Genomic DNA, 15,293 nt, shown 5'->3' with positions numbered 1-15,293 from the left:
CCCCGGGCGTCGGCCACGGCCCGCCGATCGGGCCCTCCACGAGTGGCGTGAAGGCCGTGGGTCGCCAAGATCCCGCCAGTGGCCGCCGGTCGTCCTCTCCCGGGCCGGTGCTACAGCTTCCGCAGGACGGCCAGGAGGCGGTCGATCTCCTCGGGGGAGTTGTAGGCGTGCAGGCTGACCCGGACCGAGCTGTCGGCCTCGCCGGCCCGGGCCTGGCAGTGGCCGTCGGCGCGGACCATCAGGCCGTGGCTGGCGAGGACGAAGCCGAGGTCGTTGGAGGGGATCCCGCGGTGCCGGAAGGTGACGATGCCCTCGCGGCGCTGGACCGGGGAGTCGGCTGCCAGGCTCTGCTGGCAGCCGAGGACCCGGTAGGCGTCGCAGCCGCGCAGGCCGTCGGTGAGCCGGGCGGCCAGGGCGGTGGTCCAGCGCCGGATGCGGTCCGTCCCGGCGGCGTCCAGCCAGTCCAGGGCGGCCTCCAGGCCGGCGATCCCGCAGGTGTTGGGGGTGCCGCTCCAGCCGCCGGGGCGGAATTCCGGGCCGCGGGTGTTGCGGGCCCAGACCGCGCCGGTGCCGGGCAGGGCCAGCGCCTTGTGGCCGGAGAAGACCACGAAGTCGACGTCCAGGGCGGTGACGTCCACCGGCAGGTGGCCGACGCTCTGCGCCGCGTCCAGGCAGATCGGGACGGACGGGCCGACGGCGGCCCGGATCCGGTGGACGTTCATGTCGCCGCCGTACACGTGGTGGACGTGAGTGGCGGCGACGAACGCCGTCCGCTCGGTGACGAGTTCGGGCAGTGCCCGGTGGTCGTAGTCGTGCGAGGCCGGATCGTACGGGAGTTCGCGGACCCGGATCCGGGTGCCGCGCTCGGCCAGCAACTGCTGCGCCTCCAGCCAGGGCAGGGCGTTCGCCTGGTGGTCGGCGAACGGCACGATGATCTCGTCGCCGTCCCGCAGGTGGTGGGGCAGCCAGTCCCGGGCCACCGTGCGCAGGCCCTCGGTGGTGCCGCTGGTGAAGTGGACGCCGGAGGGGCGTCCTGGGTCCGGGTCGCCCAGGAAGGCGGCGACCCGGGTGCGGGTGCGTTCGACCAGCGCGGTGGTGGCGTTGGCCCAGGTGTAGGTGCCGCGCCCGGCGTTGGCGTTGGCGGTGGTGAGGTAGCGCTGGACGGTGTCGAGCACCGCCCGGGGCTTCTGCGAGGTCGCCGCGCTGTCCAGGTAGGCCTGTTCCGGATCGGCCGTGATGATCGGGAACTGGGACCGCAACTCGCGGTGCCAGGAGTCGAGTTCTTCGAGCGTGTGCATCTCGTCCACCCCGTTCAGTCCCGGACCAGCGGTGCGCCCGCGTCGCGCCAGCCGATGATGCCGCCCGCCAGGCTGCGGGCGTCCCGGTGACCCATCCGGGTGAGCAGGGCGGCGTACCGCACCGACTTCTCGCCGACCGGACAGGCCAGCAGGACGGGTTGCCGGGCGCCGAACGGCAGCCCGCCGTGCAGGAGTTGCTCGAACAGCTCGTCGACGATGTTGACCGAGCCCTCGATGTGCAGGGCCGCGTAGGCGAACGGCCCGCGCAGGTCGATCACCAGCGGGTGCTCCTCGGCGATCCACTTGCGGGCGGCGTCCACGTCGAGGATCCGGGCGGCGTCGAGCTCGGCCTCGGTCAGTGTGGACGGCGAGTTGGGCCGCGCGGGCTGGTTGAAGAGCTCCGGCCGGCGGTCGCGCAGGTAGCCGAGGTAGCTCTCGACCCGGTCGCAGACGATGAACACGGCCGTCCGGCGCTCGTCGGCATCCGTCAACTCGGCGTCCAGGGCGCGTAGATGGCGCAGCGCGCCGTAGTACGCGCCGCCGCCGGTGGGTCCGGCCAGCAGGCCGCAGCGGCGGACCAGGGTGAGCATGCCGTCGATGGCCTGGTCGGCGGTCACCGACTCGATGCGGTCGTAGGTGCCGGGGTCGAACAGCCCGACTTCGTGCACCTCGTCGATGGTGCGGATGCCGGGGATGAAATCGGACTTGTGGGCGACCAGTCCGACCACCTCGACCGCCGGGTTGTGGGCGCGCAGCACCGTGGCCACGCCGGTGGACGAACCGGCGGTTCCCACACAGGCGACGAACACGTCCGGGGCGCGGCCGTCGAGGTCGCGGACGATCTCCGGTCCGGTGCCGGTGAGGTGCGCGTCGAGGTTGAGCGGGCTGTAGTACTGGTCGGTGTGGAGGTAGCCCGATTCGGCTTCGGAGAGCATCCGGTGGATCCGGGTGAGCGGGTCGTCGGTGTCGGTCGGGTCGAGGCACTCGGCGCGGCCGGGCAGTTCCTCGATCTCCGCGCCGAGCAGCAGGAGCAGGTCCTTGATCTCGGGGACCTTCATCCGGTTGGTGACGCTCTTGAACGGCAGTCCGTGCATGCCGGCGATCAGCGCGAGCGCCTTGGCGGTGTTGCCGCTGGACAGTTCCACGATCGTGTCGCCGCGGGCGACGGCGGCCGGGAGGGCCTCGCGGGTCATGTTCCAGGCGGCGCGGTCCTTGACCGAGCCGAAGGGGTTGAGCAGTTCGAGCTTGGCGTACAGGTCGATGTTGCGCAGGCCGGTCACCGCCGGGTCGATCCGCAGCAGCGGGGTGTCGCCGATCGCGTCGGTGATGCTGTCGTACCTCATGCCAGTCCGTCCCCCTGGTCCGTCGCGGCCCCCGTGGTGTCGAGGGGCCAGTACTGCTCGTCGAGGCGCCAGTGCCAGGCGCCGTCCTGCCGGTACGCGGCGACCTTGCGCGCGACGGGCTGCCGCAGCGGTCCGCCGGCGTTGAAGTCCATCAGGTAGCCCGCGGTGTTCGCGAAGGCGAGGAGGTCGCCGGGGGCGGGGAGGCGGGGCAGGAAGACCAGCCGGCGGGTGATCAGGTCGGCCTCCAGGCAGAGGTTGCCCATCAGGTGGACCGCGACGGGCCCGGCCGCGGAGGCCGTGACGGCCGGGCCCGCGGGGGCGCCGGGGCGGGGGATCAGCACCGGGTCCATCAGCACGCCGTGGTCCTCCAGGCTGGCGTCCCGGGCGTTCATCTCCAGCCGTACCAGGCAGTCGCCGTCGGGGGTGTGCCGCACCTCCAGGACGCGGCCGAGAGTGGCTCCGCACTGGTCGACCAGGGCCCGGCCGGGTTCGACGGTGAGGTCGTACATGTGCTCCAGCAGCAGGGTGCCGAGCGGCCGCCCGAGGGTGGGGGCCCGGTGGGAGAGCAGTTCGTCCAGGTACGCCTCGGCGGCCACCGGGCGGTGCGCGGGGTACAGGCCGAGTGCGCCGCGCAGGGTGCCGGACTCGTTGCGCAGCCCGTAGCCGTGCCCCTGCCAGGTGAGCGGGGGCCGCCGGCCCAGGACGGCGGCGGTGAGCTCGGTGGTGTACTGCTCCCACTGGGCGGCGTGGGCCAGGTAGTTGACGCCGAAGCCGCCGCCGATGTCGATGGTGCGCGGGCGCAGGCCGCGGCGGTGGCACTCGTCCATCACCCGGAGGCAGGCCTCCAGGGCGACGGCCTTCTCGGTCACCCCGGTGGTGTCCACGTGGTAGGCGACGCCGGTGAGTTCGACGGCGTCCCGGTGGCGTTCGAGGGCGTCGAGCAGCTCGTCGAGTTCGCCGACGGGGGAGCCGAAGCGGCTGGGCCGGGTGAGGACGGTGGTGCCCGGCGAGTGGAAGCCGGAGAGCCGGGGCAGGACGGGCACCCGGGGGAGGGCGTGTTTGCGCACCAGCTCGGCGAGGTCGTCGAGTTCGGCCCGGGAGTCCAGGTGGACGGTGGCGCCGGTGCGGGCGGCCAGCCAGAGGAACTCGCGGCTCTTGGGGCCGGTGGCGATGATCCGGTCGGGGGTGCAGCCGGCGCCGAGGGCGTGCTGGAGTTCGCCGAGCGAGGCGACGTCCAGCCCGGCGTCGGTGGCGGCGAGCCGGCGGACGAGGGCGCTGGAGCGGTTCGCCTTGTGGGCGAAGTGGATCCGGCCGGTGAGGTGGTGCTTGCGGTAGACGGCCCGGAAGCGGGCCAGGTTGTCGGCGATCTGTTCGGGCAGCAGCAGGTTGAGCGGGGACCCGAGTGCGTCGACCAGCATGTGCAGGAAGTCGGGGGTCCCCAGGAGGGATCGGAGCCGCGGCTCCAGCCGTGGTTCCAGATAGAGCGGTGAGGGCCGCATCGGCGAATCTGCTTCCCGTCGGAGGTCGGCGTGCGGTCGTCCGGCGCGCACGGATCTCACCGCGGTGGGCGTCGCCGACCGAGGGAAACGGTAACTTTTTTCACATTGATTCAACAGGACTTTCTGTCACACCATCGCAAAGACTGTGTCCATGCGAAAGAAGTCAATCCACTTGTGACAATCAAGAGTTGAAATCCAGTCAGCTTCGGGGTCAGCGCACTGCGACCAGGACCGAGCTGGCGCCGTACTGCCACACCGAGCCGGCCTGGCGGAAGCCCGCCACTCGCAGCAGGTCGGCGTGCTGGGTGGCGGACAGGCCGTTGTCGCCGCTCTCGCAGGGCGGCAGCTGCCGCTCCCGGGCCGCCAGCAGCTCGGCGAACTCGGGGATCCGCCCGGCGGCGGCCCACCACTGCGACCAGTCCTCCTCCCCGCCGAGGCCCCGGCGCTGGGAGCGGCGCCGGCCGATCGCCAGTGCGAGTTCGGCGAGCGAGGGCTCCTCGGGGACGAGGTGGTCGCCGTTGACCAGGACGGCCCCGGGGCTCAGCGCGCCCGCGAGGTCGCGGTAGATCCGCAGCAGCGCCTCCGGCGGCGGGTAGTGCAGCGCGGTGGAGGAGAGCACGGCGTCCAGCGGGCGGTCCAGCCCGAGGTCCTCGATCCAGCCCGGCCGGCCGATCAGGGTCTCAACCCAGCGGGTGACCCGGGGGTGTCCGGCGCGGCCGAGGGCGAGCAGCAGCGGGTCGATGTCGACCGCGATCACCTCGGCGTGCGGCAGCCGGTCGGCGACGCGGGCGGACAGCGAGCCGGGGCCGCAGCCGAGGTCGGCGATCAGCGGGCGCTCGCGGTGGCCGACCACCTGTTCCACCACGTCGACGATGACGGTGAACCGCTCCTCGCGCTCCACCGCGTAGCGCTCCTGCTGGCGCTCCCAGCGCTCCACCCAGGCTCCGGCCAGGGTCGCGTCCACCGGCATTCCGACTCCCGCTGTGTCCGTACGCATGCGCAGTCCCCGTTCCGCCAATGTCTGTCATGTCCATCCGGATTGGCAATGGAACCGGCGCGATCCACCACCCGTGTCGTAATGATATCCGTTTTCATCTGATGGACGGGCGCGACGGAACCGGGGCGCGACGGAACCGGGGCGCGACGGAACCGGGACGCGGCGGAACCGGGGCGGGACGCCGCTGCGCCCCGCCCCGGTCGGTACCCTGCGGCCTACCGGCCGGCGGACTGCTCGGGCACGGCGCGGACGGCCGCGCCCGCCCAGGCGCGGTTGCCCAGGAGGGTCTTGACGTCCGAGGCGAGCCCGTTGTCCGGGTTCACCCGGAAGCCCAGCTCGTACAGGGTGTTCTTGTCCCAGTTGGTGGTGAGCAGCCGGACCGGCACGTCGCCCGGGTGGGCTTCCAGGGCGAGCTTGAGCTCGGCGACCGTCTGCGGGGTGATCCGGTGCACCGGGACGGTGATCTGCACCGGCGGCTTGGTGCCCAGCTCGGCGGAGGAGACGTCCAGGGTGGTGATCTCCTGGCCGAAGATGCTCAGCGAGCCGTCGCGCTCGTTGAGCCGGCCGCGGACCGAGATCACGTTGTCCTCGATCATCTGCTCGGCCATCAGGTTGTAGGTGGCCGGGAAGAACAGCACCTCGACCGAGCCGTCGCGGTCGGACAGGGTGATGATCGCCCAGGCGTTGCCCGCCTTGTTGATCCGCCGGTCCACCCCGGTGATCAGGCCGGAGAGCCGGACCTCGCCCTCGGAGCGGCCGGAGCCGAGGAGTTCGGCGATCGAGGTGTCGCGGTTCTGGGACAGGATGTGCTCGGCGCCGTCCAGCGGGTGGCTGGAGACGTACAGGCCGAGCATCTCCCGCTCCAGGGCGAGGAGCTGGCGCCGGGGCCACTCGTTGTCGGTGAGCTGGAAGTCCAGCCCGATGCCCGGGCCGGCGTCGTCTCCCAGGTCCAGGGCGCCGAACAGGTCGTCCTGGCCGATGGCCTGCTGCTTCTTCACCCCGGTGACGGCGTCGATCGCGTTCTCGTGCACGGTGCTGAGCGAGAGGCGGGTGTGCCCGAGCGAGTCGAAGGCGCCCGCCTTGACCAGGGAGTCGACGGTGCGCTTGTTGCACACCACCAGCTCGACCTTGTCCAGGAAGTCGGGGAAGGAGGTGTACTTGCCCTTCTCCTCCCGGGTGGCGACCAGGGACTCGATCACCGGCACGCCGACGTTGCGGACGGCCTTCAGGCCGAAGCGGACGTCGCTGCCGACGGCGGTGAAGTCGACCACCGACTCGTTGACGTCCGGGGAGAGGATCTTGATGCCCATCTGCCGGCACTCGGCCAGGTAGACGGCCATCTTGTCCTTGTCGTCGGCGACGGAGGTGAGCAGCGCCGCCATGTACTCGGCCGGGTAGTTGGCCTTCAGGTAGGCGGTCTGGTACGAGACCAGGCCGTACGCGGCCGAGTGCGACTTGTTGAAGGCGTAGCCGGCGAACGGGACCAGGACGTCCCACACCGCCTGGATGGCCTCGTCGGAGTAGCCGCGCTCCTTGCAGCCCGCGTGGAAGGGCACGAACTCCTTCTCCAGCACCTCCTTCTTCTTCTTGCCCATCGCGCGGCGCAGCAGGTCTGCCTGGCCGAGCGAGTAGCCGGCCAGCACCTGGGCGGCTCGCTGCACCTGCTCCTGGTAGACGATCAGGCCGTAGGTCGGGCCGAGGACGTCCTTGAGCGGCTCCTCCAGCTCGGGGTGGATCGGGATGATCTCCTGCTGGGCGTTCTTGCGCAGCGCGTAGTTGGTGTGCGAGTTCATGCCCATCGGGCCGGGCCGGTACAGCGCGGAGACGGCGGAGATGTCGGCGAACTCGGTCGGCTTCATCAGCTTGAGCAGGGCGCGCATGGGGCCGCCGTCGAGCTGGAACACGCCCAGGGTGTCGCCGCGGGCCAGCAGCTGGTACGTGGTGGGGTCGTCGATCGGGATCTTCTCGATGTCGATGTCGACGCCCCGGTTGGCCTTCACGATCTTGATGCAGTGGTCGATGATGCCCAGGTTCCGCAGACCCAGGAAGTCCATCTTGATCAGGCCCATGGCTTCGCACGACGGGTAGTCGAAGCCGGTGATGATCACGCCGTCCTTGTCCCGCATGTGCAGCGGGATCAGGTCGAGCAGCGGGGTGGAGGAGAGGATGACGGCCGCGGCGTGCACACCCGTGCCGCGGATCAGGCCCTCGATGCCCCGGCCGGTGTCGATGATCTTCTTGACGTCGGGCTCGTTCTGGTACAGCGCCCGGATCTCGGTGCCCTCGTTGTACCGGGAGTGCTTCTCGTCGAACAGGTCGGCCAGCGGCACGCCCTTGCCCATGACGTCCGGCGGCATCGCCTTGGTGATCCGGTCGCCCATGGCGAACGGGTAGCCGAGGATGCGGTTGGCGTCCTTCACGGCCGCCTTGGCCTTGATCGTGCCGAAGGTGTTCACCTGGGCCGTGTACGCGGCGCCGTACTTCTCGGTCACGTAGCGGACCATCTGGTCGCGCTGGCGGTCGTCGAAGTCGATGTCGACGTCCGGGGGGTTGATGCGCTCGGGGTTGAGGAAGCGCTCGAACAGCAGGTCGTGCTCCAGCGGGTCCAGCTGGGTGATGCCGGTGAGGTAGGCGACCATCGAGCCCGCCGCCGAACCACGGCCCGGGCCGACCGGGATGCCGTTGTCCCGGCCGTACTGGCAGATGTCGGCGACCACGAGGAAGTAGGCGTCGAACCCCATCGGGGTGATCACGCCCATCTCCAGCTCGATCCGGTCCAGCACCTCCTGGCTCGGGCTGTCGCCGTAGCGGTGCTTGAGCCCGACCTCGATCTTCTTGCGCAGGTAGGAGGCCTGGGTCTCGCCCTCGGGCACGTCGAACTGGGGCATCCGGTCGACGTAGGTGAAGACCTCCTCGTACGACTCGACCCGCTCGGCGATCGCCAGGGTGTTGTCGCAGGCCTCCGGCAGCTCGCGGAAGAGCTCGCGCATCTCCTCCGCGGTCTTCACGTAGTAGCCGGTGCCCTGGAACTTGAAGCGGTTCGGGTCGTCCTTGTTCTTGCCCACGCCGACGCAGAGCAGGCTGTCGTGGGCGTCGGCCTGGTCGGCGGTGACGTAGTGGGAGTCGTTGGTGGCCAGCAGCGGGATGTTCAACTGCTTGGCCAGCCGCAGCAGATCCTCGCGGACGTCCTGCTCGATGGACAGGCCGTGGTCCATCAGCTCCAGGAAGTAGTTCTCCTTGCCGAAGATGTCCTGGTAGGCGCCGGCCGCCTTGACCGCCTCGTCGTACTGGCCCAGCCGCAGCCGGGTCTGCACCTCGCCCGAGGGGCAGCCGGTGGTGGCGATGATCCCGGTGGCGTTGGCGGCGATCAGCTCGCGGTCCATCCGGGGCTTCATGTAGTAGCCCTCCATCGACGCGAGCGAGGAGAGCTTGAACAGGTTGCGCAGGCCGGTCGCGTTCTGCGCCCACATCGTCATGTGGGTGTAGCGGCCGCCGCCGGAGACGTCCTTGCCGCCCTCGCCGTCGGCGCCGGACGGGCGCTGGCCGCCGGGGGACCAGAACACCTGCTTCTTCAGGAAGCGCGAGGCCGGCGCGACGTAGGCCTCGATGCCGATGATCGGCTTCACCCCGGTCTTGGCGGCGGAGTGGAAGAACTCGTACGCGCCGAACATGTTGCCGTGGTCGCTCATCGCGATGGCGGGCATTCCCTGTCTCTCCGCCTCGGCGAACAGCTTGCCGTTCTTCGCCGCCCCGTCCAGCATCGAGTACTCGGTGTGGACGTGCAGGTGCGCGAAGCTGTCGGACACGGCGCTGTGCTCCTCGGTGGACCTCGGGGTGCGGAAGCCGTCCAGGCTAGCGCGTCGGCCCGGGCGACGCGCCGGGCGGGGGTCCGGGGCGGCGTTCTTGACGCGTCCTTCCCGCCGCCTCCTCCCGCCGCCTCCTCCCGCCTCCTCCTCCCGCCGCCTCCGCGCCTGCCGTGCGGAGCCGTCAGACCGTCCGCCGGGCCTCGGCCAGGCCGGGGATCTCGGTGACGCCGGCCAGCACGTGGGTGTACGGGTGGCCCTCGAAGTCGGCGCGGTCGAGCTCCCCGGTCAGCACCCCGACGACGACCCCGGCCCCGGCGTTGCGGCCGGCCTCGACGTCGACCACGGTGTCGCCGGCGGTCAGCACCCGGCGGGTGTCGATCACCCCGGTCTTCTCCATCGCCCGGTGGATCATGTGCGGCGCCGGACGGCCGCGCGGGACCTCGTCCGAGGTGACCACGGCGTCCAGGTTGCCGCCCTCTCCGGTGGACCAGCCCAGTGACTCCAGCAGCGGGTAGGCGACGTCGTGGCTGAACCCGGTGGTCAGCGCGACCTTGATGCCGCGCCGGCGCAGCTCGGCCAGGGCCTCCTCGACGCCCTCGATGGCCTGCGGGGGGTTGGTGCGGTAGGCCTCGCGCAGGAACTCCGCGAACGTCCGGTAGCTCTCCTCGACCAGCTCGGAGGTGGGGGCGCCCCCGCCGATGCGGACCAGGGCGGCGATGGCCTCGCGCTTGTCGGTGCCCATCCAGGTCTGGAGGTCGGCCTCGCCGACGGTCACCCCGTTGCGCTCGACGGCGGTGCGCAGCGCACGGTAGACGGCGCCGGACTCGTTGATGGTGGTACCGGCCATGTCCAGGGCGGCGAGCTCGATCACGGTGTCAGTCCTCTTCGGTGCGGTAGCGGCCGATCACGGTACGGCCTTCGACGGTGTTCTCGACGGTGAAGGTGGCCATCGCCGGCAGGTAGCGGTCGTCGGCGTCCTCCAGCGGCACGCCCTGGCCGGACGTGGTGAGCCGGCGCACCCGCAGCAGCGGGTCCCCGGCGGCGATCCGCAGCAGTTCGGCGTCCTGCGGCCCGGCGGCGACGGCGTCGATGGTGTGCCGGGCGTGGTGCAGGTCGACCTCGCGGCGCAGCAGTTCCTGGTAGACCGAGCCGGTGTCCGGGTCGAAGTCGAACAGGATCCGGCCGACCTCCTGGACGAACGTCGAGCGCTCCAGCATGGCCGGGACGCCGTCCAGCAGCCGCAGTCGGAGGAGTTCGACGACCGGCTCGCCCTCGGCCAGGCCGAGCCGGGCCGCCACCCGGGGGGTGGCCCGACGGCGGGCCACCTCGACGGTGCGCTGCCCGGGCTCGCGGCCGATGCCGCGGGCCCACTGGGTGAAGGACAGGAACGTGCCGAAGGGTTGGGAGGGCGTGGTGCGGTGGGCGACGGGCGGCTTGCCGCGCCCGCCGACCAGGCTGCCCGCGCTGCGCAGCATGGCCAGGGCCTGGCGGACCGGGCCGCGGGAGGTGCCGAACTCGGCGCAGAGCTGCGACTCGCTGGGCACCGGCTTGCCCTCGGGCCACTCACCGGACTCGATGCGGCGCAGGAACTCGGCGCCGAGCCGTTGGTGGAGAGGGAGGTCCTCACTTGTCTTCACAAGTTGACTATGGCACCTCGGATCGGAACTTCTCAACCCCGGTCCACCTGCGGTTTCTCCAGTTCACTCAGGCTTCCTCCCGGTGATCGGCGTGCGGGTGAACAGACGGTAACTTGTACATACATCTCTTGACTGCGACGCCGGGAAACCCGTTAGCTGGGCCCATGAGCAGCAGCACCGCACCCGCAACCGCCCGCGCCGCCTCCCACCCCCGCACCCCGGGCACGCCCGGCCGCAGCGACGTGGTGATCGTCGGCGCCGGAATCGTCGGCCTGGCCCACGCCTTCGAGGCGCTGAGCCGGGGACTGTCCGTCACCGTCGTGGAGCGCGACCGGCAGCCGGTCGGCGCCTCGGTCCGCAACTTCGGCCACTGCTGCATCACCGCCCAGGACGGCGAACTGCTCGGCCTCGCCCGGCGCTCCCGCTCCGGCTGGCTGCGCGCCGCCCAGGCGGCCGGCTTCTGGGCCGAGGAGGCCGGCGCCCTGGTGGTGGCCCGGTCGGCGACCGAGGCGGCCGTCCTGGAGGAGCTGAGCGCCGAACGCGGCGGGGACGCCGTGCGGTTGCGCACCGCCGCGCAGACGGCGGCGGCGCTCGGCCGCCCGGAGGGGGCGACCGACGACCTGGTGGGCGGCGCGCTGCTCCCCGCCGACCTGCGGGTCAACCCGCGCGAGGCGGCGCCCGCGCTGGCCCGCTGGGTGGCCGGGCAGCCGCAGGGCCGGGTCCTGTGGGGCACCGCCGTCACCGGCGTCGAGTCCGGCACGGTGCACACCACCCGCGGCCCGGTGCACGGGGACCGGATCCTGGTCTGCGTCGGCCACGACGTGGACTACCTCTTCCCCGAGCTCGCCGAGGAGCACGAGGTCCAGCGCTGCCGGCTGACCATGGCCCGCGCCGAGGCCCCGGCGGCCTTCCGCACCGCCTCCGCGGTGCTGACGGCCACGTCGATGCTGCGCTACGACGCCTTCACCGCCCAGTCCTCGGCCGCCCGGCTGCGGGAGGAGGTGCTGGGCCACAGCGCGGAGCTGCTGGAGATCGGCGCCAATGTGATGTTCGCCCGGCTGCCGGACGGCACCGTGCTGATCGGCGACTCGCACCACTACGACGCCACCACCCCGCCGTTCGTCGACGAGCGCACCCACGAACTGCTGAGCGACGCCGTCGCCCGGGTGCTGGGCGTGCCGGAGCTGCGGATCCTGGAGCGCTGGCAGGGCGTCTACGCCAGCAGCGCGCGCGGCCCGCTGCTGGTGCGCGACCTGGCGCCGGGGGCGCGGGTCCTCTCGGTCACCTCCGGGATCGGGATGACGCTCTCCTTCGGCCTGGCGGCCGCCACCTTCGACGGCACCCTGGCTGCGACCGCCTGAACCGCTCGGCATGGGGCAGCCATCGGACCTCCCCGCCGCCACCGCGCTGTGACGACGAAACCGGCCGGACCCGTAGCGGTCCGGCCGGTTCCATGCCCCGGCGCCCGGCGGTGCTCAGAAGGCGGAGTGGGCGAACCAGTGCGCCAGCAGCTCCTCGTCCCCGGCGAGCTCGACGCCGGCCGCGGTGCGGTCGAGCCGCCCGTAGAGAACCAGCAGCAGGTCGGCGGCGGAGGCCCGGACGGTGGCGTCGGCCGCCGCGGCGGTCTCGTCGAGGCCGAAGCCGTCAGGGCGCAGCCGGACCAGCCAGTCGCCCTCGCCGTCGGTGCGGGTGAAGCGGATGGTCCGGTCCTCGGCGCGCAGCTGGGCCGTGCCGGGGGCGAACGGGGTGGCGAAGGGCAGGTTGGTCAGGAACTCGGCCACGCCGTCGGCCGCGAGGGCCGGGTCGATCTCCGGTGCCAGGCCGAGCGCGGTCTCGGCGTCGACCCGGTGGACCAGGGTCTCGAACAGCATCCGCCGGACCCAGAACCGGGCGTGCTGGTCGGCGCCCCAGGCCCACATCGGCGCGTCGAGACCGCCCTCGGCGAACGCGGCGCCGGCCTGCTCGGCGGCCTCGGCCAGCCAGTCCGGGAGCTCCTCGGCCCGCTCGGGCAGTCGCAGGTCGACGTCCCGGCTGAGCGGCCGCTCCTGGATCCGCTGGTGGAGCAGTGCGGTGAACCAGCGCTGGGCGCTGCCGGTGTGGCGGACGAGGTCGGCGAGCGTCCAGTCCGGGCAGCCGGGCACCGGGAGGGTGAGGTCGGCCTCGCGTACGGCGGCGACGAAGCGGGCGGTCTCGGCGGCGACGGCGGCGCCGTGGTCCAGCGTGGTCATGAGGGCTGTCTCCAGTGCTACGGGTGTCGCGGCGCCCCGGGCCGGACTGCGCCCGATGGCTTGCGGTCTCAATTTTTCATCAACTGAAACAATCGCGACGACGCTAGGCCTGAAAGGTTGAGGCTGTCAAGTAACTCTCCGGGCGCACCGCGCGGACGGCTCCCGGGCCACCGGCGGGCCGTCGACCGGCACGTCCGCCAGCTACGGGCCTTCACGGCCGGCAACCTGGACTGGCACGGCCGCTCCGGCCGCTTCACCGAGGGTGAACTGTGCCGCCACCACGGCCGGGGGCTCCCCGGCCCGACCGGCCCCGGCACCTTCGCCGCCCGGCTTCCGCTGCCCCCCGCTGACCCGCTGACCCGCGCCGCCCGGCTTCCGCTGCCCCCCGCTGACCCGCGCCGCCCGGCCACCCTCCCGGTTGTCGTCCGGCTACCCGGCCGGCGCGGGGCGGACGGTGAGGCCGGGGCGGCGGCGGTGGACGGTGAGGTAGATCAGGCCGTCCTCGCCCGCGGCGAGGGCGCGGCGGGCGCCGTGCGGGAGCCAGGCGGTGCAACCGGGGGAGAGGGCCTGCCGGCCGTTGTCGGTCTCCAGGTGGCCACTGCCCCCGAGCACCTGGACCAGCACGTCGAGGTCCGGCTCCACGTGCGCGGCGACCTCGGCGTTCGCGGGCAGCCGGATGATGTTGGCGTCCAGCTGGCGCCCCTCCTCCGCCAGCCGCCACAGCGCCCCGCTCCGGTCGGCGGGGGTCCGGTGCAGCAGGGACTCCAGGTGGGTGAGCACACCCGGTCCGGGGTGGGGCGTCAACGCGGTCTCCTGACGGTGGGCACGGGCGGTCCGGCCCGTGGATTCTACGGAGGAGCGCGGCACCGGGCTCAGTCGGCGGCGAGCAGCCGGGCCACGGCGGCGTCCACGTCCAGGTGGTCGGACTCCGATCCGGCCGGCACCAGGGCGAAGGAGTCCGAGAGGAACGCCGTGACGAGGTCCTCCGGGGCGCTGACCAGCGCCCGGCCGACGGGCCCGCGCAGCGTGATCAGGATCTCGCCCTCGAGCCCCGGGCGGATCCGCACGTCACCACTGCCGACGGGGCCGAGCCGGCCCTCGTTCAGCAGTTCGCGGCTGAAGTACCAGGCCACCCGGGCGCCGTCCCCGGTGCACCGGCACGGGGTCAGCGGGAACGCCAGACAGGCCGCGTAGGGGAGGCTGGAGTCGAAGCGGAGTTCCGCGTCGACCGGGACGTCCGGCTCCGCACTGTCGGGGAAGGTGACGGGCACCGGGCGGACGGTGGACAACTGCATCGGTTCGGCCTCCTGCAATCGCGACGCGCCGGGCGAGGGGGCCCGGCCTACCCGGGGCGCCTACCCGGTGCGTCGAGGAGCAGCATCCGGGGGAGGAATCTCCACAATTCCCCCGCATCGCCCGGTCGTGCGGTCCGCCTGGCGTCAGCTCGGCGGTCAGCGCTTTCACTCGTAGGAATGAATCGACGGGCTGTCCGGCGGTCTTGGCCTGGCCGCGCCGGGCCCGTACCGCAGCACGCTGGAAAGCGCGCCGCCCCCGCCGGCGCACCCCTCCCGAACGGAGCCCCCACGTGACCAGCCCCCGGCCCCTCCAGGCAGCCGCCGCGCTGCTGCTCTCCGCCGTCCTCGCGGCCTGCTCCAGCTCCGGCACGCCGTCCAAGGGCGCCACGAGCAGCGCGCCCGGCCCGGCCGTGAGCAGCCCCGCCGCCACCAGCCCCGCCATGACCAGCCCGGCGGAGACCAGCACCGCGGCCAGTGCCGGCGCCCTGCAGGTCACCATCAAGAACTTCACCTTCGCGCCCGCGGCGCTGACCGCGGGCCCCGGCCAGACCGTCACCGTGCTGAACCAGGACTCCGTCGCCCACACCCTCACCGCCGCCGACAAGTCCTTCGACACCGGGACGATCCAGCCGGGCGCCAGCGCGACCTTCACCGTGCCCCAGCAGGCCGGCGCCCACCCGTACATCTGCACCATCCACCCGTTCATGCACGGCATCCTGACCGTCGGGTGAGCCGCCGTGGCCACCCTCCCGCCCGGCCGCCACCGCGTCGTCCACCTGGTCCTGCGCCTGGTCGCGGCCGCCGGCCTCGCCGTGGACGCGGCGGTCCACACCCGGCTCGCCGAGCGCTACGACGCCGTCGGCGACACCCTCAGCCAGGGCACCCTGTTCCGCGCCGAGGCCGCCGCCGCGAGCCTCGCCGTGCTGCTCGTCCTGCTGCTGCGCCGGCGCGGCGGTGACCTCTTCGCCTGGCTGGTCGCGGCCTCCGGCCTCGGTGCGCTGCTGCTCTACCGCTACGTCGACGTCGGCGCCCTCGGCCCGCTGCCCGACATGTACGAGCCGCTCTGGTTCGCCGACAAGACGCTCGCCGCCTGGGCCGAGGGCGTCGCCCTGGTGGCGCTCACCGTCCTGCTGTCCGTCCGCCGCCCGCGCCGCCTCTAGGGTCCGCCGAGCACCTCGCGGGTCAGCGGA

At 72.5% G+C, this 15,293-nt stretch carries 13 protein-coding genes; 3 read left to right on the top strand and 10 right to left on the bottom strand.

Annotation, left to right across the window (positions count from 1 at the left end; all coding sequences use genetic code 11):
• Positions 1 to 110 precede the first annotated feature (110 nt).
• The 7 genes from ACFWIS_RS33650 to ACFWIS_RS33620 form a co-directional block, all read right to left on the bottom strand.
• A complete protein-coding gene (locus ACFWIS_RS33650) occupies positions 111 to 1,298 on the bottom strand; it encodes an aminotransferase class V-fold PLP-dependent enzyme (protein WP_380524177.1) in 1,188 nt (395 codons plus the stop codon).
• Between the two features lie 14 nt (positions 1,299 to 1,312).
• Positions 1,313 to 2,641, bottom strand: a complete 1,329-nt coding sequence (locus ACFWIS_RS33645; RefSeq protein ID WP_380461073.1) for a pyridoxal-phosphate dependent enzyme — start codon at positions 2,639 to 2,641, stop codon at positions 1,313 to 1,315.
• Positions 2,638 to 4,140, bottom strand: a complete 1,503-nt coding sequence (locus tag ACFWIS_RS33640) for a Y4yA family PLP-dependent enzyme (protein WP_380461072.1) — start codon at positions 4,138 to 4,140, stop codon at positions 2,638 to 2,640. The genes ACFWIS_RS33645 and ACFWIS_RS33640 overlap by 4 nt, the downstream gene beginning before the upstream one ends.
• 211 nt (positions 4,141 to 4,351) lie before the next feature.
• Positions 4,352 to 5,110 (bottom strand): class I SAM-dependent methyltransferase, encoded by a 759-nt coding sequence (locus ACFWIS_RS33635; protein WP_380461071.1) that lies wholly within the window; start codon positions 5,108 to 5,110, stop codon positions 4,352 to 4,354.
• A 242-nt stretch (positions 5,111 to 5,352) separates the two neighbouring features.
• Positions 5,353 to 8,943: a DNA polymerase III subunit alpha gene (dnaE, locus tag ACFWIS_RS33630; RefSeq protein WP_380461069.1), complete on the bottom strand. Its 3,591-nt coding sequence runs from the start codon at positions 8,941 to 8,943 to the stop codon at positions 5,353 to 5,355.
• 181 nt (positions 8,944 to 9,124) lie between these two features.
• A complete protein-coding gene (locus tag ACFWIS_RS33625) occupies positions 9,125 to 9,814 on the bottom strand; it encodes a phosphonatase-like hydrolase (RefSeq protein ID WP_380461067.1) in 690 nt (229 codons plus the stop codon).
• A 4-nt stretch (positions 9,815 to 9,818) separates the two neighbouring features.
• Entirely contained in the window at positions 9,819 to 10,580 is a 762-nt protein-coding gene (locus ACFWIS_RS33620) for a GntR family transcriptional regulator (protein WP_380461066.1), read from the bottom strand.
• A 164-nt stretch (positions 10,581 to 10,744) separates the two neighbouring features.
• On the opposite strand from ACFWIS_RS33620, the gene ACFWIS_RS33615 reads away from it, so the two are divergent.
• A complete protein-coding gene (locus ACFWIS_RS33615) occupies positions 10,745 to 11,941 on the top strand; it encodes a TIGR03364 family FAD-dependent oxidoreductase (RefSeq protein ID WP_380461064.1) in 1,197 nt (398 codons plus the stop codon).
• A 114-nt stretch (positions 11,942 to 12,055) separates the two neighbouring features.
• Here ACFWIS_RS33615 and ACFWIS_RS33610 read toward each other — a convergent pair whose 3' ends face one another.
• The 3 genes from ACFWIS_RS33610 to ACFWIS_RS33600 all read right to left on the bottom strand — a co-directional run bounded on the left by ACFWIS_RS33610 (position 12,056) and on the right by ACFWIS_RS33600 (position 14,103).
• Positions 12,056 to 12,808, bottom strand: a complete 753-nt coding sequence (locus ACFWIS_RS33610) for a maleylpyruvate isomerase family mycothiol-dependent enzyme (RefSeq protein ID WP_380461062.1) — start codon at positions 12,806 to 12,808, stop codon at positions 12,056 to 12,058.
• Between the two features lie 429 nt (positions 12,809 to 13,237).
• Entirely contained in the window at positions 13,238 to 13,612 is a 375-nt protein-coding gene (locus ACFWIS_RS33605) for a cupin domain-containing protein (RefSeq protein ID WP_380461061.1), read from the bottom strand.
• A gap of 68 nt (positions 13,613 to 13,680) precedes the next feature.
• Complete coding sequence (locus ACFWIS_RS33600; RefSeq protein WP_380461059.1) at positions 13,681 to 14,103, bottom strand: SsgA family sporulation/cell division regulator; 423 nt, start codon at positions 14,101 to 14,103, stop codon at positions 13,681 to 13,683.
• A 290-nt stretch (positions 14,104 to 14,393) separates the two neighbouring features.
• Between ACFWIS_RS33600 and ACFWIS_RS33595 the strand changes: the two genes are divergently transcribed.
• Entirely contained in the window at positions 14,394 to 14,834 is a 441-nt protein-coding gene (locus ACFWIS_RS33595) for a cupredoxin domain-containing protein (protein WP_380461057.1), read from the top strand.
• 6 nt (positions 14,835 to 14,840) lie between these two features.
• Complete coding sequence (locus tag ACFWIS_RS33590) at positions 14,841 to 15,263, top strand: hypothetical protein (RefSeq protein ID WP_380461055.1); 423 nt, start codon at positions 14,841 to 14,843, stop codon at positions 15,261 to 15,263.
• Positions 15,264 to 15,293 lie beyond the last annotated feature (30 nt).

The organism is Kitasatospora sp. NPDC127060 (assembly GCF_042724935.1).
In the GTDB taxonomy this organism is placed as follows: domain Bacteria; phylum Actinomycetota; class Actinomycetes; order Streptomycetales; family Streptomycetaceae; genus Kitasatospora.
This window is presented reverse-complemented; position numbering and strand designations above follow the sequence as displayed.

Coding starts and splice junctions, on each gene's coding strand:
- ACFWIS_RS33635 (WP_380461071.1), bottom strand. CDS start 5,110: ATGCCGGTGGACGCGACCCTGGCCGGAGCCTGGGTGGAGCGCTGGGAG.
- ACFWIS_RS33615 (WP_380461064.1), top strand. CDS start 10,745: ATGAGCAGCAGCACCGCACCCGCAACCGCCCGCGCCGCCTCCCACCCC.
- ACFWIS_RS33645 (WP_380461073.1), bottom strand. CDS start 2,641: ATGAGGTACGACAGCATCACCGACGCGATCGGCGACACCCCGCTGCTG.
- ACFWIS_RS33650 (WP_380524177.1), bottom strand. CDS start 1,298: ATGCACACGCTCGAAGAACTCGACTCCTGGCACCGCGAGTTGCGGTCC.
- ACFWIS_RS33610 (WP_380461062.1), bottom strand. CDS start 12,808: ATGACCACGCTGGACCACGGCGCCGCCGTCGCCGCCGAGACCGCCCGC.
- ACFWIS_RS33600 (WP_380461059.1), bottom strand. CDS start 14,103: ATGCAGTTGTCCACCGTCCGCCCGGTGCCCGTCACCTTCCCCGACAGT.
- ACFWIS_RS33640 (WP_380461072.1), bottom strand. CDS start 4,140: ATGCGGCCCTCACCGCTCTATCTGGAACCACGGCTGGAGCCGCGGCTC.